At 71.4% G+C, this 18,426-nt stretch carries 19 protein-coding genes, 1 tRNA gene and 1 pseudogene; 15 read left to right on the top strand and 6 right to left on the bottom strand.

Features of this window, described 5'->3' with window-relative positions; all coding sequences use genetic code 11:
* Positions 1–68 precede the first annotated feature (68 nt).
* The 3 genes from CK500_RS10220 (at position 69) to CK500_RS10210 (ending at position 4,364) form a co-directional block, all read left to right on the top strand.
* A complete protein-coding gene (locus CK500_RS10220) occupies positions 69–1,685 on the top strand; it encodes an amidohydrolase (RefSeq protein WP_095637137.1) in 1,617 nt (538 codons plus the stop codon).
* Between the two features lie 94 nt (positions 1,686–1,779).
* The gene (locus CK500_RS10215; protein ID WP_095637136.1) at positions 1,780–2,031 is read left to right on the top strand and encodes a SelT/SelW/SelH family protein; all 252 of its coding nucleotides are present in this window, start codon (positions 1,780–1,782) and stop codon (positions 2,029–2,031) included.
* 92 nt (positions 2,032–2,123) lie between these two features.
* Entirely contained in the window at positions 2,124–4,364 is a 2,241-nt protein-coding gene (locus tag CK500_RS10210) for a pentapeptide repeat-containing protein (RefSeq protein WP_095637135.1), read from the top strand.
* A 45-nt stretch (positions 4,365–4,409) separates the two neighbouring features.
* Here CK500_RS10210 and speB read toward each other — a convergent pair whose 3' ends face one another.
* From speB to CK500_RS10190, 4 genes are all read right to left on the bottom strand, one after another.
* A complete protein-coding gene (gene speB, locus CK500_RS10205) occupies positions 4,410–5,234 on the bottom strand; it encodes an agmatinase (RefSeq protein WP_095637134.1) in 825 nt (274 codons plus the stop codon).
* Positions 5,235–5,240: 6 nt separating this feature from the next.
* Positions 5,241–5,618, bottom strand: coding sequence for a translation initiation factor IF-5A (locus CK500_RS10200; RefSeq protein WP_095637133.1), 378 nt, complete (start codon positions 5,616–5,618; stop codon positions 5,241–5,243).
* 85 nt (positions 5,619–5,703) lie between these two features.
* Positions 5,704–5,976, bottom strand: coding sequence for a hypothetical protein (locus CK500_RS10195; RefSeq protein WP_095637132.1), 273 nt, complete (start codon positions 5,974–5,976; stop codon positions 5,704–5,706).
* Position 5,977: 1 nt separating this feature from the next.
* Entirely contained in the window at positions 5,978–7,159 is a 1,182-nt protein-coding gene (locus tag CK500_RS10190; RefSeq protein ID WP_095637131.1) for an aminotransferase class I/II-fold pyridoxal phosphate-dependent enzyme, read from the bottom strand.
* Positions 7,160–7,311: 152 nt separating this feature from the next.
* Here CK500_RS10190 and CK500_RS10185 point away from each other — a divergent pair, with 152 nt between their 5' ends.
* The 12 genes and pseudogenes from CK500_RS10185 (at position 7,312) to CK500_RS10140 (ending at position 16,253) form a co-directional block, all read left to right on the top strand.
* Complete coding sequence (locus tag CK500_RS10185; RefSeq protein WP_095637130.1) at positions 7,312–8,331, top strand: AI-2E family transporter; 1,020 nt, start codon at positions 7,312–7,314, stop codon at positions 8,329–8,331.
* Positions 8,332–8,486: 155 nt separating this feature from the next.
* Entirely contained in the window at positions 8,487–10,139 is a 1,653-nt protein-coding gene (locus CK500_RS10180) for a succinic semialdehyde dehydrogenase (protein ID WP_095637129.1), read from the top strand.
* Positions 10,140–10,211: 72 nt separating this feature from the next.
* The gene (locus tag CK500_RS10175; RefSeq protein ID WP_095637128.1) at positions 10,212–10,976 is read left to right on the top strand and encodes a hypothetical protein; all 765 of its coding nucleotides are present in this window, start codon (positions 10,212–10,214) and stop codon (positions 10,974–10,976) included.
* A complete protein-coding gene (locus CK500_RS10170) occupies positions 10,934–11,728 on the top strand; it encodes a class I SAM-dependent methyltransferase (RefSeq protein WP_198951545.1) in 795 nt (264 codons plus the stop codon). The genes CK500_RS10175 and CK500_RS10170 overlap by 43 nt, the downstream gene beginning before the upstream one ends.
* Before the next feature lie 50 nt (positions 11,729–11,778).
* Positions 11,779–12,621, top strand: a complete 843-nt coding sequence (gene pyrF, locus CK500_RS10165) for an orotidine-5'-phosphate decarboxylase (RefSeq protein ID WP_095637126.1) — start codon at positions 11,779–11,781, stop codon at positions 12,619–12,621.
* A 234-nt stretch (positions 12,622–12,855) separates the two neighbouring features.
* Positions 12,856–13,494 (top strand): tRNA (pseudouridine(54)-N(1))-methyltransferase TrmY, encoded by a 639-nt coding sequence (gene trmY / locus CK500_RS10160; protein ID WP_095637125.1) that lies wholly within the window; start codon positions 12,856–12,858, stop codon positions 13,492–13,494.
* Positions 13,475–13,990, top strand: coding sequence for a CHY zinc finger protein (locus CK500_RS10155; protein WP_095637124.1), 516 nt, complete (start codon positions 13,475–13,477; stop codon positions 13,988–13,990). Before trmY ends, CK500_RS10155 begins: the two co-directional genes overlap by 20 nt.
* A gap of 93 nt (positions 13,991–14,083) precedes the next feature.
* Positions 14,084–14,156: transfer RNA gene (locus CK500_RS10150), tRNA-Pro, on the top strand.
* A gap of 102 nt (positions 14,157–14,258) precedes the next feature.
* Entirely contained in the window at positions 14,259–14,405 is a 147-nt protein-coding gene (locus CK500_RS17215) for a hypothetical protein (protein ID WP_158224040.1), read from the top strand.
* A gap of 246 nt (positions 14,406–14,651) precedes the next feature.
* Positions 14,652–15,266, top strand: a complete 615-nt coding sequence (locus CK500_RS10145) for a hypothetical protein (RefSeq protein WP_095637123.1) — start codon at positions 14,652–14,654, stop codon at positions 15,264–15,266.
* Between the two features lie 31 nt (positions 15,267–15,297).
* Positions 15,298–15,485: pseudogene (locus CK500_RS17810) on the top strand (restriction endonuclease); the annotation flags it as partial.
* Positions 15,486–15,551: 66 nt separating this feature from the next.
* A complete protein-coding gene (locus tag CK500_RS10140; protein WP_095637370.1) occupies positions 15,552–16,253 on the top strand; it encodes a TVP38/TMEM64 family protein in 702 nt (233 codons plus the stop codon).
* A 48-nt stretch (positions 16,254–16,301) separates the two neighbouring features.
* On the opposite strand, the gene CK500_RS10135 is transcribed toward CK500_RS10140, so the two are convergent.
* On the bottom strand, positions 16,302–16,724 hold the full coding sequence (locus tag CK500_RS10135; RefSeq protein WP_095637122.1) for a GtrA family protein: 423 nt from the start codon (positions 16,722–16,724) through the stop codon (positions 16,302–16,304).
* Positions 16,724–18,289: a sulfatase gene (locus CK500_RS10130; RefSeq protein ID WP_095637121.1), complete on the bottom strand. Its 1,566-nt coding sequence runs from the start codon at positions 18,287–18,289 to the stop codon at positions 16,724–16,726. Before CK500_RS10130 ends, CK500_RS10135 begins: the two co-directional genes overlap by 1 nt.
* Between the last annotated feature and the right edge of the window lie 137 nt (positions 18,290–18,426).

Genomic DNA, 18,426 nt, shown 5'->3' with positions numbered 1-18,426 from the left:
TCCCGTCACCGAATAAATCGGTCGCCGTTTCCCGAACGCTTACCACGCTCCCACACCCGGTCTCGCCCATGACCGACGCCGCGGATCGCCTGTTCGTGAACGGGGAGATACACACGCTCGCGACCCCCGACGAGACCCACGAGGCCGTCGCCGTGCGGGACGGCGAGATCGTCCGCCTCGGCCCGAGCCGCGAGGTGCGGTTCCTCGAAGGGGTCGACACCGAGGTTATCGACCTCGACGGGCGCGTGCTCCTCCCCGGGTTCGTCGACGCGCACACCCACCTGACGACGGTCGGGCGTTCCCTCGTCCACGTCGACCTCTCCGCCGCCGGCTCGCCCGACGAGGCGGTCGACCTGCTGGAGCGGCGGGCCGACGAGGTCGGAGGCTCCACCCCCGATTTGGACTCCCTAGCCGGTTCGGGCTCCCCGACCGGTTCGGACTCCCCGACAGACTGGGTGCTCGGCTACGGCTACGACGAGTCGACGTGGGACGAGGACCGCTACCTGACCCGCGAGGACCTCGACCGCGTCTCGACGGAGCGCCCGGTCGCGGCGTTCCGCGAGGACATGCACGTCGCCGCGGTCAACGGGGTCGTCCTCGACCGGTTCGCGGACGAGCTGGCGAGCGTCCCCGACGAGACGGTGCCGACCGACGGCGCCGGCGAGCCCACGGGCGTCCTCTTAGAGAGCGCGATCGACCCGATCTACGACGCGGTCGAGCCCGGTCCGGTCGAGACCCGGGAGCTGGTCGCCGCCGCACTCGACGACTGCGCCGCGAAGGGGATCACGGGCTTTCACGACATGGTCCGGAACTCGCACGCCCCGCGCGCCTACCGCGATCTGGACGCCGCCGGGGAGCTGACCGCGCGCGTCCGGATCAACTACTGGAGCGACCACCTCGACGCGCTCCGGGAGGTCGGCCTCCCGACGAACGCCGGGAGCGACAGGGTCGAGACCGGCGCGATCAAGTCGTACACCGACGGGAGTCTCGGCGGGCGGACCGCGCGGCTCTCCGAGCCGTACGCGGACGCGCCCGACGAGACCGGCCAGTGGGTCGTCGACCCCGACGAGCTGGCGGAGACGGTCGCGGACGCGACCGCGGCCGGCTACCAGTTCACCGCCCACGCCATCGGCGACGAGGCGGTCGACGCCGTCCTCGACGCCTACGAGGAGGCCGCCGAGACCGACCCCGGCGAGGCGCGCCACCGGATCGAACACGTCGAGCTCGCCGACGACGCGGCGATCGCGCGGCTCGCCGAGACCGGCGTCGTCGCCAGCGTCCAGCCAAACTTCCTCAAGTGGGCGGCCGAGGACGGGCTCTACGAGGCGCGTCTCGGGGCCGAACGCACCGCCGCGACGAACCGCTACCGCGACATGCTCGACGCGGGCGTCCGCCTCGCGTTCGGCTCCGACGGGATGCCGATGGACCCCGTACTCGGCGTCCACCACGCCGTCAACGCCCCCGTGGAGGCGCAGCGGCTCACCGTGACCGAGGCCCTGCGCGCGTACACCCGCGGCGCCGCCTACGCGGGCTTCGACGAGCACCGGCTCGGCACGGTCGAACCCGGCAAGCGCGCCGACTTCGCCGTCCTCGACGCCTCGCCGTGGGAGGAGCCGTCGGCGATACGCGAGATCGGCGTCGCGATGACGGTCGTCGACGGCGAGGTCGTGTACGACGGGCGGTGAGGGGGTCCGAGAACGCGCGCAGTTCCAGTCTGAAACCCCGCAAGCGCTGCCAGAATACAGTAGTTATTAATCGTGTAGAATCTAACGAGGAGGTATGGCCGAGATCGCCATCGAGTACGCCGCCGGCAGTCGCCTCCGGTCGGAGGCGGAGACCGCTCGACGCCTGATCGACTCCTACCTCGGCGACCGCTCAGACGTCGACCGAGTCACCCTCGCGCCATCCAGCGAGTCCGTGTTCTGCGTCAGCGTCGAGGGAGACCGCATCTGGTGTACGGATCCGCGGGAGTGGATCGACGCCGTCGAGGCGGTGACCGCGGTACGGCGGCGGCTCTCCGAGGTGTCGTGATCGGTCGCCTCCCGGGCGACCGCGTTCGCTGACGGCGGCCCCGTCCGCCGCGGGTGGGAATTCTTATTCGGCCCTTCCGCGTTGCCATCGCCATGAGCGAGACCGAGGGCCGGTGCGCGTACGTCCACGAGAGCGCCGACGCGGCCCCCGCCGGCTGGGAGTGTCCGCACCCGACCGACGACGGCGAGCGGTGCGTGTTCCATCGGCCCGCGGGCGACGCGAGCGCGGAGCGCGTCGCCGCGGCGTTCGAGGCGGCGGTCGCGGCCGGGGAGTCGGACCCGCGCCGCCGACGCTTCCACGGGGCGACGATCGAGCGGCTTGCGCTTCCCGAAGGGACGCTTCTGGCTCCCGATCGGTCTCACGCCGTCGATCTCGCGGACGCGAGCGTCGGGGAGCTCGCGCTCGGCGGCGCGACCGTCGGCAGCGATCTCCGGCTCGACGGTGCGACCGTCGACGGCGGCTTCGAGGCGGGCGGACTGACGTGTTACGGCGACCTCCGCTGTCAGGACCTCCGCGCGGCGAGCGTCGACCTCGCGAAGGCGACCGTCGACGGCGTCGCCGACTTCGCGTTCGCGACGATCGACGGGTCGTTCAGCGTCACGCGGGCGGATCTCGGTCGGTTAGCGGTCAGCGACGCCGAGATCGACGGCACGCTGAGCGCGAACCTGGTTCGCGTCGACGAGCGGACCGAGCTGAACAGCGCGGCGGTCGGCGGCTCCGTCCTCGCGGCCGACGCGACGTTCGCGGGCGAGGTCCGGGCGATGGGCGCGTCGGTCGGCGGGGCGCTCGCGTTCACCGGGAGCGCCTTCGGTGACGGGTTCAACGGGAACGACGCGAGCGCCGACCACGGGATGACCGTCGACGGTCCGGTCGTGTTCAAGGGGGTCACCGTGAGGGGACCGACCGACTTCCGGTACGCGACGTTCCGAGCGCCGGTTCAGTTCCACCCCGAACAGCACAGCACCGAGACCCGGTTCGACGGCGCGGTCGACTTCGAGCGGGCGACGTTCGAGGCCGGGTTCGACTTCCGCGAGACCGTCTTCGACGGGCGGCTGTACGTCGCGGACGCGACGGTGTCTGGTCGGGGGCGTCTCGACGGCGCCGAGCTGGCGCGGGGACTGACGCTCGACCGGACGGAGACGACCGCGCCCCTCTCCGCGACCGGGGTCCGGGTCGGCGGCCCGCTCTCGATCGTCGCCTGCGAGTTCGACGGGCCGGTGGCGCTCGACGGCGGGGTCGTCGCCGGCGAAGTCGACTGTAACGGCGGCGAGCGCGGCGAAGCCACCCGGTTCGGGGCGGGACTGTCGCTGGCCGGCGCGGAGTGCCGGTCGGGCGTCGACCTCCGGTGGGTGACCTGCGGGGGACCGGTCGCATTCCACGACCCGGAGACGGAGAGCCGGACGACGTTCGGCGACGCCGTCGACGCGACCGGCGCGCGGTTCGACGGCGGCCTCGACGCGAGGTCGGTTCGCTTCGACCACCTCGCCGGCTTCGAGGACGTTCGCGCCGGCGACGACATCCGACTCGACGAGAGTGAGATCGGTCGTCTCCGGAGCGACGTCGCTCCCGCCGAGGCGGGGGACGACCGGCCGACGGTGAGCCTCCGCCGGGGCTCGATCGACGAGGGGGCGATCGCCCATCCCGGCGACGGGACCGTCACGTACGACCTCGCCGACGCCCGAGTCGGTCGGATCCGGATCGACGCGGACGACGGGCCGGTCGGTCCGCTCGCCGCGGTCCGGTTCCTCGGGACCGAGTTCGACGGCTTCCGGTTCGCCCCCTACCACGGGGCGCTCGAGGCGACCGGCTGGCGCCTCCACGACTGCGAGGGGGCCGCCGACCTCCCGGAGCCGGACCCGGGTCCCCGACGGCTCGAGACGACGTACCAACAGGCGAAGACGGGCGCCAACGCCGTCGGGGACGCGACCGCGGCGGCGGAGTTCTTCAGGCGCGAAATGCGCCACCGCCGTGCGGGCCACGCCGCAGACCTCCGGTCGACGCGCGGGACCGACCGGGCGGTCGCCGCGTACGACTGGATTGCGAACGCCGTTCTCGACGCGACGGCGGGATACGGGGAGCGACCGGGCTGGACCCTGCTGTCGTCGCTCGCCGTCGTCGTCGCCTTCGCTGGCGGCTACGCCGCGCTCGGGGACCCGGCGGACTCTGCGAGCGAACTGCTGCTGTTCAGCTTCCAGAGCTTCATCACGTTCGTCGTCGGGCCGGCGCCCGCGGAGACGTTCGCCGTCCGCCTGCTCAGCTCCGTGCAGGGCTTCCTCGGCGCGTTCCTCGTGGCGCTGTTCGTGTTCGCCCTGACGCGGTCGGTCGACCGCTGAGGCGGAGTCCGCCGCGGTCGCGCCGCGCCGATTTCGGCGGCCGGGCTACCGCCCGTCGCCGTGGGCGAAGACGAACTCCCGCAGCAGCTTTCCGGCCAGCGCGGCCGCCTGTCCGTCGTCGCGGTCGTTCACCTCGACGACGTCGAACCCGTCGGCGCTCGGCGCGACGGCCCGGACGAGGTCTCGGACCTCTCGGGGGTCGAGTCCGAACGGCTCCGGCGTGCCCGTTCCGGGGGCGTACGCGGGATCGAGGGCGTCGATATCGACCGAGCAGTAGACGGACTCCTCGGAGACGCCGTCGTCGGCGAGCGCGTCGATCCACGCTCGGGCGTCCGCCGGCGGGACGACCGTCACGTCGGGGCCGTCGGCCCGGTCCCACTCCGCCTCGGAGCCGGTGCGCGCGCCGACGATCACGGCGCGGTCGACGCCGAGGTCGTCGAGACACCGGCGCGTGACGCAGGCGTGGTTCCACGGGGTCCCGTCGTACGCCTCGCGTAAGTCGAGATGCGCGTCGCAGACGACGAGGAGGTCGGGGTCGACCGCGTCGACGCCCGCGTACGTGACCGTGTGTTCGCCGCCGAGGAGCAGGGGGACCGCGTCGTCGTAGGTGACGCTCCGCAGTTCGGCGGCGAGGTGGTCGAGGTACGCTTCCGCGTCGTCCCACGGGCGTACGTCCCCGGCGTCGCCGACGCCGAGCGCTGAGAAGCGGCTATCGGTCCTGCGGTCGTAGTCGTCGTACGTCTCGGCGAACCGGCGGACTCGGTCCGGTCCGAACCGAGTCCCCGGCCGAAAAGTGGTCGTGGCATCGAGCGGGGCGCCGACGACCACGTAGGAAGCAGCTTCGCGGTCGGTCGTCGCCCCGGGGAACATCGCCGATTACCCGACGATCTTCCGTTGACCCTCGTAATCGAGGTACTCGATGTTGTCGTCCGAGGTGAAGTCCTCGCCCTCGGGGATGCGCATCGTGAACGTGTCGTAGGTGTCCAGGTCCATCACCTGGACCTCGTCGTCGTTGACGTTGACGACCTGTCCCTGCTTGCGCTCGATTATCGGGACCCAGACCTTGGCGTCGACCGGCTGCGAGAGCGAGCGCTTCCTGTCGTCGAAGACGCCCTTGCCCTCGACGCGCGCCTTCGCGCTCCCGTGTTTCCCCGGCTTCGCTGTGCTGTAGTGGTTGATCTTACAGGGAGTGTCGTCCATCATGACGTAGCTTCCCTCCTGCAGTTCGCGAACCTGCTTCTGCTCTCGCGGCATGGGCGCTACTTTCCCCGGCGCGGGTATAAACGGTTTGGAACGGCGTTGTGCGGGGCGGACGATGACCGACTCGGGCGGCGGCCCCCTACGGGTCCATCTCGTCGACGTACTCCTCCTCGTCGGCGTCGCCGTCCGGCGGGACGAACTGACCGGTGAGGAGGTAGCTGGCGACGAACAGGCCGAGGAAGCCGATCCCGACCGCGGCGGTGGTCCGGACGACGAACGGGAAGTCGATCCACCAGAGCGCGCGGTCGGCGATCGCCATGACGACGACCGCGACGAACAGCGCCTTCTGCTCGTCGGTCGGGTCGCGGACGAACCCGACCACGTCCTCTTTGATCTCGCTGAAAAAGCCCATCTCAGGCACCCCCCTCCGCGCCGATCTCGTCCGCACGCTCGCCCTCGATGATGCGGCTCACGCGGTCGAGTCCCTCCTCCAGCTCCTCGGTCGGGAGCCCGAACCCGATCCGGAACCGGTTCGGGAAGCCGAACAGCCCGCCGGGCGCGAGCACGACGCTCTCCGCCTCGACGACGGTCCGACAGAACGATTCGGCGTCGTCGAACCCGTCGGGGACCGTGACGAACCCGTTGACGCCGACCGGGTCGTACCAGTCGAGGCCGTGGCGGTCGAGCCAGTCGGCCACGATCGCGCGGTTCGTCTCCGCGAGCTCGCGGTTCTCCTCCAAGATCCTCGGCTCGCGCCGGCCGAGCGCCTGCTTCGCGACGTGCTGGCCGAACAGGCTCGGCGAGATGGTGGTGTAGTCCTTCCAGCGCCACGCGCGCTCGACGACCGCCTCGGGGCCGGCGATCCAGCCGAACCGGAGCCCGGCGAGCCCGTACGCCTTGGTGAGGCTCGTCGTCGAGATCCCGTGCGAGCCGAAGCTGGCGACCGGCGGCTGGGGCGCCTCGGCCAGCAGGCGGTACACCTCGTCCGCGAGGAGGTACGCGTCGCGGTCGACCGCCACGTCGTAGACCGCCCGCATCGCCGCCTCGTCGTGGTACCGGCCGGTGGGGTTGTTCGGGTTGTTCACGACGATCACGGCGGTGTCGTCGCGGGCGGCGTCGGCGACCGCGTCCGGGTCCAACTCCCACTCGGGGGGTTCCAGCTCGACGCGAGTCACCTCGCCGAAGGCCTCGGGGACGGCGTGCAGGGCCTGATACGTCGGCGTGACGACGACGGCGTGGGTGCCGGAGCCGACTCCCTCGCCGTCGGGGTCCTCCCCGTCGACCCCGTCGCCCCCGGCTTCCGATCCGCCGTCAACGGCGCCCTCGTCGCCCAGAAGCGAGAGGAACGCGAGGAAGTTCGCCTCCTGCGTCCCGCAGGTGAACAGCACCTCGTCGGCGCTCCGGCCGTACCGGTCGCCGACCGACGCGCGGAACTCGGGGTCGCCGTTCGTCGGGATGACGTAGCCGAGCTTCCCCGGATCGAGGTCGAACCGGTCCGCGCCCAGCGACCGGATCCCGCTCTCGGCCAGCATGATGTCGGCCTCGTGCTCGTACTCCGCGAACCAGCGTTCGAGGCCGAACGGGTCGATGCGCATACCCCTGCTCGGGCGGGCGCGAGGTTAGGTGCTACGGTCCCCAGCGGCGGCCGACGCCGGCGCTGCGCCCTCGCGGGGGTAGGGGCGTACGGAGACCCGGAGGCGCCCACCGCACCCGCAACGACTTTTACCGGCGGACGTGAGGCCCGACCATGATCCTCAACCGGGGACGGCTGCTGGGCGCGTTGCTCGTCGCGCTGGCCGCGCTCGCGGCGGTCGTGCTGGCGGAGGTGTTGCGGACCGTCGTCTTCGCGGTCACCGTCGCGTACGTCCTGTACCCGGTTCGTCAGCGGCTCGTCGGACGGGGGGTGTCCCGCCGGATCGCGTGCGTCGCCGCCACCGTCGTCGCCTTCGTCGCCGCCGTGCTCCTCGTGGTTCCGCTGTTTTACGTGCTGTATCGGCGGCGAGCGGCGCTGATCGAGATACTCGGACAGATCCCCGACGTCGTCCCGATCAGCGTGGGCGAGTTCGAATTCGCCCTCGAGACGGTGCCGTACGTCGCGGCCGCCGAGGTGTGGATCCGCCAGGTCGCGATCGGGGTCGCGGCCGCGGCGCCGCGGCTCGTCTTGGAGCTCGTCGTCTTCACGTTCCTCGTGTACGGAATCCTCTACCGACCGAGGGCGGTCGAAACCGCCGTCTTCGGCGTGGTGCCCGCCGAGTACCAAGACATCCCGACGCGGCTCCACGAGCGGACGCGGGAGACGCTGTACTCGATCTACGTCCTGCAGGCGGCGACGGCGGCGGGGACGTTCGGCCTCGCGTTCGCGCTGTTCGCGCTCCTCGGGTACGACTCGCCGGCTCTGCTGGCGGTCATCGCCGGGGTCCTCCAGTTCATACCCGTCGTCGGTCCGAGCGTGCTCGTCGTCGCGCTGACCGCGGGCGACCTCTTGGCCCAGGAGACCGGACGGGCGATCGCCGTGTTCGTGCTCGGGATCGTCGTCGTCTCCTTCGTTCCCGACGCGGTGATCCGGACGCAGCTCGCCGACTGGGCCGGCCGGATCTCTCCGGGGCTCTACTTCGTCGGGTTCGTCGGCGGCGTCCTCACGCTCGGCGCGGTCGGGCTCATCGTCGGCCCCCTCGTCGTGTCGCTGCTGCTCGAGGTGATCGACATGCTCACCGAGCGCGGCGCACCGGCGGACTCCCTCGGGGGCGCAGGGAACGCGGAGGAGTGACTGACCCTTCCCGGCTGGCTCCCCGACCCGCCCGATCCGCCGGCACGGCTTTCACTCGTTCGACCCGCCCGATCCGCCGGCACAGCTTTCACTCGTTCGACCCGCCCGATCCGCCGGCACAGCTTTCCCTCGCCCGACCGTTCGATCGGTGTCAGATGTCTTCGCCCGATCCCCCCGCGGCGCTCGCCGACGCCCCGACCCTCGCGGCCCGACGGCTCGACGACCTCGCCGGTCGCGTGGCATGCGCGAGTCCCGCTGACGGCGGCGGTGACCGGACCGGCTCGGCCGACGGCGGCGCCCTCGAGGTGTTCGCTCCGGCGACCGCCGAGCGGATCGGCTCGGTGCCGGCCTGCGACGCGGACGACGTCGACGCCGCGGTCGAGCGCGCCCGGGCGGCACAGGACGAGTGGGCGGCGACGCCCGCGTCGGAGCGCGCGGCCGTGCTCGACCGGTTCGGCGACCTCGTGCTCGACCGCCGCGGGGAGCTGCTCGATCTCCTCCAAGTCGAGACCGGGAAGTCGCGCCGGACCGCGGTCGAGGAGCTGTTCGACGTGCCGACGGGGTGCGGCTACCTCGCCGAGCGCGCGCCCGGCGCCCTCGCGGACGAGCGGCGGGCCGCCGTCGCGCCCGGGATCTCGACGGCGACCGTCACCTACGAGCCGGTCGGCGTCGTCGGCGTAATCTCGCCGTGGAACTACCCGCTGACGCTGTCGATGGCGGACGCGCTCCCCGCGCTCGCCGCGGGCAACGCGGTGGTCCTCAAGCCCGACGAGAAGACGCCGTACGGCGCGCTCGCGCTCGGCGAACTGCTGGAGGTCGCCGGGCTCCCCGACGGGCTGTTTCAGGTCGTCACGGGCGAGGGGCCGACGGTCGGTCCCGCCCTGATCGACGCGGTCGACCACGTCGCGTTCACCGGGAGCACCGAGACCGGCCGCGCCGTGGCCGAGCGCGCGGGGCGGAACCTCGTCGACTGCTCGCTGGAGCTCGGCGGCAACAACCCGCTCGTCGTCCTCGACGACGCCGACGTCGACGAGGCGGCGCGGGGCGCGGTCCAGGCCTGCTTCTCGAACGCGGGACAGCTCTGCCTGTCGGCGGAGCGGATCTACGTCGCGGAGCCGACGTACGACGCGTTCCTCGACGCGTTCGTCCGCGAGACGGAACGGCTCACCCTCGGGACCGGGTACGACTACGACGCCGAGGTGGGCTCGCTCGTCGACGCCGCCCAGCTCGATCGGGTTGAGAGTCACGTCGCCGACGCCCGCGAGCGCGGCGCGACCGTGCTGACGGGGGGCCGGGCCCGCCCCGACGCGGGGCCCTACTGCTACGAGCCGACGATTCTGACCGGCGTGGACCCCGACGCGACCGTCGCGTGCGAGGAGACGTTCGGGCCGGTGGTCGCCGTGGCGCCCGTGCCCGACGCCGACGCCGCGGTCGCGGCCGCGAACGACTCGCCGTACGGGCTCAACGCGAGCGTGTGGACGCGGGACCGCGACCGGGGCGCCGCCCTCGCCCGCGAGATCGACTGCGGCACCGTCAACGTCAACGACGCCTTCCTCGCGACGTGGGGCGCCGCGGACGCGCCGATGGGGGGCTTCGGCGACTCCGGGCTGGGCCGCCGTCACGGCCCCGAGGGGATCCGGCGGTACGTCGAGTCGCGGACGATCGGCGTCTCGCGGGTCGGGCCCCTCGGGTTTCCGGACCGACTCCCGACCGACTGGTTCGTCCGCGGCGCGTTCGCGGCGCTCTCGGTCGGGCGGCGGGCGCGCCGCGGCGCGCGCCGGCTGAAAGAGCGGGTCGGGCTGCGGTAGCGCTGGTCGTCGTGAAGGCGGAAGTCGCCGGGGGACCTCCGGATTCAAGCCCGTGGCCTGCCACGTCGACCCATGGCAGGACCGGACCCCGCCGAACTCCGGCGGGTCGTCGACGCGTTCCCTGCGACGCTTGACGACGACGCCGACCGCGTCGACGACCTCCTCGACGGGACGTACGGCAGGCTGACGCGCGAGTGGTACCCGGAGCTCGCGGAGCTGACAGAAGCGTACGGCGACCGCGAGATCCTCCGCGAGGACGTGCTCGAACACGTCGAGGCGGTGCCGTCGTTCCGGCTCTCAGACGGCGCGGCGCCGCTCCCGGAGAAGCGACGGGCGCTCGCGAGGGCCGACGAGGCGGCCAACGACGTGACCGAGATCGCCGGCTGGTACGCGACGCTCCGGTCGATGCTCGCCGACGACCCCGAGGACCTGACCCGCGTCGAGCGCCTGCTCCACGGCTTCGGCTACGTCCTCGCGCACGGGCTCTTCCTCGGCGCGTCCTCTCCCGAGCGAATCGTCCGACGGCTCCGGCTGGCGTACCGGTCGGTCGGCGTCGACATCGACGACACGGACAGCGAGGCCGGCGCGGAGCGAACGACGTTCACCTGTCCGTACCGAAACGTGGGGGCGCGGATCTACGGCGAGAAGTGGGTCTGCCACGAGAAGCTCGACCGCGTCGACGACGGGTACGTGACGTACCTCGCGGAACGGGGGATCGACTACCAGCGCCCGCGGGACTGCGACAGCGGCGAGCGGTGCTACTCGACGGTCGCGCGCGACGGCCCGGAGCTGTGGTGGCCGAAGACCGCCCCCGCGGAGCTCGGGGCGCTCTCGTGACTCGGGACCGGAGCCGGCCGCGGTCGACGCCGGGGGGATCGGGGGGCCGCACGCCGTCGTCGACCGCCGAGGACGAGGACGCGCACCCGATACGCCGGATCCAGCGCGGCTACGCCGCGTGGGCGCGGGTCTACGACTGGTTCGCGCGGGCGACCGCCTCGGTCGGCGGGGTTCGGGCGGGCTGCGTGCGGGCGCTCGACCTCGCTCCGGGCGACACCGTCGTCGAGTTCGGCTGCGGGCCAGGGGTCAACGTCCCGGCGCTGCGCGAGGCCGTGGGCCCGACCGGACGCGTCGTCGGCGTCGACGTCACCGGCGCGATGGTCGACCGGGCGCGGCGACTGGCCGACCGGCGGGGGTGGGAGAACGTCGCGTTCGTGCGGGGCGACGCCACCGACCCGCCGATCCACGGGGGAGCGGTCGACGCCGTCCTCGCGACGTTCGTCACGTCGCTGTTCTCGGACCCGCACGCGGTCGTGAGCGGCTGGTGTGACCTGGCCGACAGCGTCGTCGTCGCCGCCTTCGCGCCGCGGGGGAGCCGCCCCGCGAACGCCGCCCTCTCGGCGTTCGTCCGCCTGAACGGACGGCTGTTCGACGCGGACGCGGGCGATCCCCTCGACCGACTCGACCGGCGGACGGCGGCCGCGCGGCGGGCGCTCGCGGAGAACGCGGCGACGCTGACGGAGGAGCGGTACCTGTTCGGGACGATCGCGACGTACGCCGGCCGCGGACGCGCGGACGAGCGAGGGCGGTGAGGTGGGGCGAAACAGCAACGTTTAGCGCGCCCCCGGACGCACCCCCTCACATGAGCTTCTTCGAGACGCTCGCGGCCCGGATCGAGTCGACCGACAGCCTCGTCTCGGTCGGGCTCGACCCGGATCCGAGCCGGCTCCCCGAGTTCGTCGCCGACGCCGACCTTCCGCGGTGGGCGTTCAACCGCCGGATCATCGACGCGACCCACGAGCACGCCGCCTGCTACAAGCCGAACGCGGCGTTCTACGAGGACGCCGACGGCTGGCGCGCGCTCGAGGAGACGATCGCATACGCCCACGGCAAGGGCGTTCCGGTCCTCTTGGACGCCAAGCGCGCCGACATCGGCAACACGACCCGACGCTACGCCGGGGCGCTCGACGACGGCGGGCTCGGCGCCGACGCGATCACGGTGAACCCGTACCTCGGCCGCGACTCCCTCCAGCCGTTCCTCGACCGCGAAGAGAGTGGCGTGTTCGTCCTCTGTCGCACCTCCAACCCGGGCGGGAGCGACCTGCAGGACCTCGAACTCGCCTCCGGCGAGCCGCTCTACGAGCGGGTCGCGGCGCTCGCGGACGTGTGGAACGGGAACGACAACGTCGGGCTCGTCGTGGGCGCGACCGCGCCCGAGGAGCTGGCCGAGGTCCGCGAGATCGTCCCCGAGATCCCCTTCCTCGTCCCCGGCGTCGGCGCGCAGGGCGGCGACGCGGAGGCCGCGGTCGAGCACGGGCTCGCGGAGCGCCCGGACGCCGCCGTCGACGTAGGGCTCGTCAACTCCTCGCGCGGGATCATCTTCGCCGGCGAGGAGTCGAGCCGACCAGGCGACGAGGCGACCTACTTCGGCGCCGCGGGCGACGCCGCCAAGCGCCTCAAAAAGCGGCTGAACCGGCATCGGTAGGGCGTCGACGGCTGGTCGAACCGCGGGCGCGGGGCCGTCTCACTGCTGGCGTCCCTGGGTGCACGCCGTACAGGCCCCGGCGGCGTCGTTCCAGTGGTCCTCGCAGACCGCGCGGCCGCACCGCGGGCACGCGTGCCGCGCCGGCGCCGCCTCGCACACCTGGCAGATCCCGGTGACGCTCATGGGGTCCCCTCCGGTCGGGTCGCTTATGAGCCTCGGGGTCGACCCCCGCGTATGCGCCAGTTCGTCGTCATCGGCCACGACGTGCCCACCGATCCGGACGCGATCTCGCTGTCGGACATCCCCGGGGCGGGCCGGCTCGACCTCCTCTGTCGGTGTGTGAGCGCCGGCGTCTTCCTCTCGCACGGGATCCGCGAGGCGGTCCGGGTCCACCTCGTCGCTGCCGACGAGTTCACGGTCACCTTCGACGCGGACAGCCTCCGGCACCTCCACCCCGACGAGCGCAACGTCGCCGCCCGGATCCGCGACGCGCTCGACGCGCAAGACGACGCCATCGGGCACATGCCCGCCGACGTGTCGCCCGGTGTCGAGCTCCGCCGGATGGGGCTCGACGCGACGCTCGACCGGCTGCTCGACGGGTCCGGCGCTTCGGGCGGGTCCGGCGGATCTGCCGGCGACGACCCGACCCTCGTCCAGCTCCACGAGGAGGGCGACCCCCTCGTCGAGGCCGCGCCGCCGACCGACCCCGTGTTCGTGCTCTCCGACCACAACGACTTCGCCGCCGCCGAGCGCGACCTGCTCGCGGACCGCGCGGACCGCCGCGTGCGCGTCGGGCCGAAGCGGCTCCACGCCGACCACACCGTCTCCGTCGTCCACAACTGGCTCGACACCGATGGGTACGCCTCCTACTGACGACCGGCGCACGACGACCGCGCCCGCGACCGACGACCGGTTCGCGGTCCCGCTCCGGGGCGTCGCCGTCGACCCCGAGACGCGCTGCGCCCACTGGGACAGCGCCGTCGACGTGGTCGCGCTCCGGTTCGGCTGCTGTGAGACGTACTACCCCTGCGACGCCTGCCACGACGCCGCGACCGATCACGAGGCCGAGCCGTGGCCCCGCGACCGGTTCGACGAGCCCGCGGTGCTGTGCGGGGCCTGCGGCGCGACGCTCACCGCCCGTGAGTATCTCGACCGGGACAGTGAGGCGCAACGCGCCTCTGGCAGCCGGACTGTGTCCGGCGACAGCGAGGGACGGAGTCCCTCTAGCAGTCGGACGCAGTCCGACGACAGCGAGCCGCGGAGCGCCTCTGGCAGTCGGGCTTCGCCCGACGACGACGCCTGCCCCCGGTGTGACGCCGCGTTCAACCCCGGCTGCCGGGCGCATCGGGACCGATACTTCGAGGCGTGATGCGGGCGGGGCGGGCGGCTCCGGCCGGGAGCGTTCCCCGATCGCCCCGGCTTTCGGAAAGGTTAAAAGAACGAACGGCCTTCTGTCGAGTGCGGGCCGGTGGGGTAGCTTGGTATCCTTCGGCCTTCGGGTGGCCGTAACCACGATTCAAATTCGTGCCGGCCCACTTCTCCCGCACTTTTGATCGACGAGCGACGGCCTTCGGGTGGCCGTAACCGACTCTGGTACTCGGCGGAAATTTATAATGTCGCCACATCTATCAGAGGATATGTCACGTTCGGAATGGCGTCCCGACGACGACAATCGGCCCTCTGAAGATCTGAAGTTCGGTGAAGCGCTCGCTGAACTCGCCGTCGAGGATTCGCCGGAGATCGACCCCGTCGATGCCGTTCGCGAATCGCGCGAAGACGTATGACGTTTTTTGTCGACTCGAACGTCTTCATCGCGATCGTCACCGACGACACCGACCGATCTGCCGCCGGTCGTGAACCTGAACGAGTGGAGCTGAACGTCGCCGTGAAAAAGCGCGCCGACCCCGGATGTCGGCCGGATACAGCCGGTCCAGCTTGTAAACGACCTGTGCGGTGTGCGCTCGCTCCCGTTTTGAACTGTCGACCGGACAATGGCAACTGTTCTACAGCCCGGTGAACCACTCGATCACATGAGTAGCGAGAACGCGCTGGCACGGTTGGCGGACGATATCGCGACCGTCATCCCGACTGTCGACCGAGACACCGAGGGGCAGTACGGAGCCGGGATCGGCTCCGAAGACGAGCCGCGGCAGGTGGAACTACTCGTCGAGGAGCTACAACGACACAGTTCGACGTATCGAGAGACGCAGCTGGAGGTCCCCTATCCCGATGGCTCCGAGAGCTGCGATCTCGTCCTCCCGGACGGAACTCCGGTCGAGTGCAAGCTGCTCCGATACTGGCGCGCAAACGGCGATCCGGAAGACTCGATGCCGAAACGCGTTTTCAGCCCGTTTCACGAGCACACCCTGCTGAGTGACGCACAGAAGCTGAGCGAGTCGGAGTTCGATCGCGACGGGGGATTACTCGGGCTGTTCTACGAGCGGTCGGACGACGATCCGGAAACGGTCGATTGTCTCCCTGGACAGTATACGGCAGAGCGGCTCGCCGACAAGACGGCTCGCGATATCGAGTACTGGTTTGATATCGACGTCGACGTGTGTGGGGTTGCGGAGTTCGACGGCCTGCAGCATCCCGTGCAGGCGCAAGGGGCGGCGATTACGTGGAAGATCCAATCAGGGAGATAGCATCGATTTCATCGAGCTGCTCACTAACGGGGACGCCTACGAAACGGACCAGTGGGGGTACACAGAGACGACTACTTGCCGGTGTTCCGGATCCCGGAGCCCACAGAGACTGGGGCGGACCTGATCGAGCACTTCGTTACGGTCGCCATCGACGAGGCGGGCGGCTTCGCGAACTTCCGGGAGACAGCGACGAAGACGAACTCGCTCGTCGATCGCCTCACCCACCGCCACCCGAACTGCGACGTTGCCAACTTTCAAGTCCGACGCTGGCCGCGTGTGACACGGATGCAACTCTTCGCTTCGGCGTCGGACCGGCGGCGGGGAATTCTCGCGATCGTCGTCGTTGCGGCCGCGTTCGTCGGCCTCTACCTCTTCGTTCGTGAGTACGCGGGCTTCATCACGGACGCCGAGGCGCTGCGCGCGTGGCTCCGGCAGTTCGGCGTCCTCGCCCCGCTTGTGTTCGTCGCCGTGCAGGCCCTCCAAGTCGTCGTCGCACCGATCCCCGGGCAGGTCGTCGCGCTCGTCGCGGGCTACCTCTTCGGGCCGGTCGCGGGCACCGTCTACAGCCTCACGGGCGTGCTCATCGGCAGCGCGGTCGCCTTCTCGCTCGCGAAGCGGTACGGTCGCTCGTTCGTCGAGGACGTGCTCCACGAGGACGTGATAACGCGGTTCGACGGCTTCGTCGAGACGGTCGGGGTCCCCGGGCTGTTCGCGTTCGTGATCATCCCCGGGCTGCCCGACGACGCGGTGTGCTTTCTAAGCGGGCTCACGAAGTGGTCGCTCCCGACCTTCATCGCGGTGATCGCCGTCGGTCGGCTGCCCGCGTACGTGTTCACCGTCTACGCCGGCGGCGAGCTGGCGAGCGGGCGGGTTCTCTCGGGGGTCGCGCTCATCCTCGTCGTCGTCGTCGCGTCCGCGGTCGGCTACTACAAACGGGAGGCGGTCAGGGACCTCGTCGCCCGCGTGGAGCCGCGGCTTCCGTTCTGAACGGTCGTCGAAGCGCCGCGGGCCGCGGCGGCCGGCGGCCCCGACCGGTCACCCCCACGTCCACTGGTGGTCGAGCACGAACCGGTAGAGCCCGCTGAGGAAGATGGCGACCGCGTTGGCGACGAGGTACATGACCCCCGCCCACTCGACGAGCGCGGCCAGCACCCCGAGCTGGATCGGGATGGCGGTGCCGCGGACGAGGTTCGTCTTGAGCAGCCCTCTGAGATACGCTGAAGTCCCTGTGTTCTGTCTCGCGCGGAAGGTCCACGCGTTGTTGAGCACGTACGAGAGGACGATTGTGATCTCGATCGCGATGGTGGCGCCGATCAGGTAGTTCAGCCCGGCCGTGTCGACGAACAGCCACAGCAGGCCCATCTGGATCGCGGCGGTGGTGGCCCCGACGACGACGAACCGGCGCATCTGGACCGCGATCGGCCCGGACGCGAGGTCCCTGAGAACGGCGCGGAGCATCACCGGTAACCGAGCGCTTCGAGGCGGGCTTCGAGGTCCTCGTCGACCGCCTCGTCCTCGTCGCTCCCGTTCTCGCCGCCCTCCTCCGCGTCCGCCTGTACGTCGCGGAGCTCCGCGACGTGCTCGGCGGCGATGGGCGCGAACCGCTCGACGACCGCGAGCGCCTCGTCGGACGGGTCCGCCGACAGATCCTCCTGCTGGGTCGGGTCCGAGGGCCGGTGGTACAGCTCCGTCTCCCCCGTGTCCGCGTTCTCGATGTACGTCCACTCGTGGTCGCGGACGCTCACGAGCAGGTCGCCGTCGGACAGCGACCGCGGAATCGGCTGTTCGGTCACCTCTTCACCGCGGACGGTGACGGAGACGACCGGGTCCTGATCGGGCGACTCGTCGCCGGTGACCGCCGGCGCGAGCGACTCGCCGCGCCACTCCGGGGGCGCCTCGACGCCGAGCAGGTCGGCGACCGTCGGCGGGATCGCGTCGAGCCCGACGTGCTCGGAGACGCGCCGGCCGCCGTCCTCACCGGGGACGTTCACGATGAGGGGCACCTGAATCAGCTCGTCGTACAGCTTCGGGTAGTGCGCGAGGTGGCCGTGCTCCTGGAACTCCTCGCCGTGGTCGCCGGCGACGACGATCGCGGTCTCGTCGGCGATCCCGGCCGCTTCGAGCTCGTCGAGCAGGCGCCCGACGCTGGCGTCGACCTGTCGCACCGTCGCCTGATACAGGGTCCGGAGTTCGCGCAGCGTGCGTTCGCCGACCTCCCAGCCGAGGCTCGTCCGCGTGTGGGCGTGGAGCATTCGGTGGGTGCCGACCAGCCCGTCCGAGACCTCGCGGATGTACCGCGGCGCGGGGACGTACGGCGTGTGCGTGTCCATGTAGTGGACCCACAGGAAGAACGGGTCATCGGCGTCGTCGACGAAGTCGGTCGCGGCGTCCTCCACGTCGAACATCCGCGACGCGTCGAGGAAGGGCCGGTCGTCGCTCTCGCCGCGGAGCTTGGAGCCGAACCGGCGGAACGGCGACGTGGCGAGCTGGATCCACGCCTCGACCGTCGGGTGCGCCGCGAGGTACCGGCTGTAGCGGCTCGACCCGACGCTGGTGACGAACGGTTCGAACTCGTCGAACCCCTCGGGGTACCCCCAGTGGGAGGTGAGGAAGCCGTTCGCGGCGTTGAAGCCGCCGGTCGCGATGCCGGCCTCGGAGAGCACGGACGCGAGCGTTCGGGCCCCCTTCACGCCGATGTCGCCGTTCCGGGTGAAGACGGGCTCGGAGGCGAGGATCGAGGGGAACGAGAAGGGCGTCCAGTTGCCGGTGGCGAACGAGCGGTCGAAGACGGTCCCGTCGGCGGCCAGCTCCGAGAGCACCGGCGAGTGTCGGTCGTCGTCGTAGGGGCCGATCGCGTCCGCCCGGAGCGAGTCGATCGTGACGAGGAGAACGTTGGATACCGCTCCGCCCGATTCGGTCGAGGCCGAGCCGTTCGCGTCCGATTCGGTCGAATCCGATCCGTCCGAATCCGACGCCGCTGAGGTCGATGCCGCTGTGTCCGAGGTCGACGTGTCCGATACCATGTTATGCGAGAGTGTGGTCTGACGCCGCCGAACCGCGGGCCGGCCCGACCGAGCGCGCCGGGTCCCGCCCCCCGAGGGATCGGAACGCGCTCGTCCGTCGAGCCGAGGGGCCGTCGCTGACCCCGCGTCCCGTCGGG

Origin of the sequence: Halorubrum salipaludis (genome assembly GCF_002286985.1) — an archaeon.
GTDB lineage: Archaea > Halobacteriota > Halobacteria > Halobacteriales > Haloferacaceae > Halorubrum > Halorubrum salipaludis.
The sequence above is the reverse complement of the archived record's forward strand: the minus strand, read 5'-3'. Positions and strand labels throughout refer to the sequence as shown.

Coding starts and splice junctions, on each gene's coding strand:
- CK500_RS10175 (WP_095637128.1), top strand. CDS start 10,212: ATGGCAGGACCGGACCCCGCCGAACTCCGGCGGGTCGTCGACGCGTTC.
- CK500_RS10145 (WP_095637123.1), top strand. CDS start 14,652: ATGAGTAGCGAGAACGCGCTGGCACGGTTGGCGGACGATATCGCGACC.
- CK500_RS10180 (WP_095637129.1), top strand. CDS start 8,487: ATGTCTTCGCCCGATCCCCCCGCGGCGCTCGCCGACGCCCCGACCCTC.
- CK500_RS10130 (WP_095637121.1), bottom strand. CDS start 18,289: ATGGTATCGGACACGTCGACCTCGGACACAGCGGCATCGACCTCAGCG.
- CK500_RS10220 (WP_095637137.1), top strand. CDS start 69: ATGACCGACGCCGCGGATCGCCTGTTCGTGAACGGGGAGATACACACG.
- CK500_RS10155 (WP_095637124.1), top strand. CDS start 13,475: ATGGGTACGCCTCCTACTGACGACCGGCGCACGACGACCGCGCCCGCG.
- CK500_RS10215 (WP_095637136.1), top strand. CDS start 1,780: ATGGCCGAGATCGCCATCGAGTACGCCGCCGGCAGTCGCCTCCGGTCG.
- CK500_RS10200 (WP_095637133.1), bottom strand. CDS start 5,618: ATGCCGCGAGAGCAGAAGCAGGTTCGCGAACTGCAGGAGGGAAGCTAC.
- CK500_RS10135 (WP_095637122.1), bottom strand. CDS start 16,724: ATGCTCCGCGCCGTTCTCAGGGACCTCGCGTCCGGGCCGATCGCGGTC.
- CK500_RS10210 (WP_095637135.1), top strand. CDS start 2,124: ATGAGCGAGACCGAGGGCCGGTGCGCGTACGTCCACGAGAGCGCCGAC.
- pyrF (WP_095637126.1), top strand. CDS start 11,779: ATGAGCTTCTTCGAGACGCTCGCGGCCCGGATCGAGTCGACCGACAGC.
- CK500_RS10190 (WP_095637131.1), bottom strand. CDS start 7,159: ATGCGCATCGACCCGTTCGGCCTCGAACGCTGGTTCGCGGAGTACGAG.
- CK500_RS10185 (WP_095637130.1), top strand. CDS start 7,312: ATGATCCTCAACCGGGGACGGCTGCTGGGCGCGTTGCTCGTCGCGCTG.
- CK500_RS10195 (WP_095637132.1), bottom strand. CDS start 5,976: ATGGGCTTTTTCAGCGAGATCAAAGAGGACGTGGTCGGGTTCGTCCGC.
- CK500_RS10140 (WP_095637370.1), top strand. CDS start 15,552: ATGCAACTCTTCGCTTCGGCGTCGGACCGGCGGCGGGGAATTCTCGCG.
- speB (WP_095637134.1), bottom strand. CDS start 5,234: ATGTTCCCCGGGGCGACGACCGACCGCGAAGCTGCTTCCTACGTGGTC.
- CK500_RS17215 (WP_158224040.1), top strand. CDS start 14,259: ATGTCACGTTCGGAATGGCGTCCCGACGACGACAATCGGCCCTCTGAA.
- trmY (WP_095637125.1), top strand. CDS start 12,856: ATGCGCCAGTTCGTCGTCATCGGCCACGACGTGCCCACCGATCCGGAC.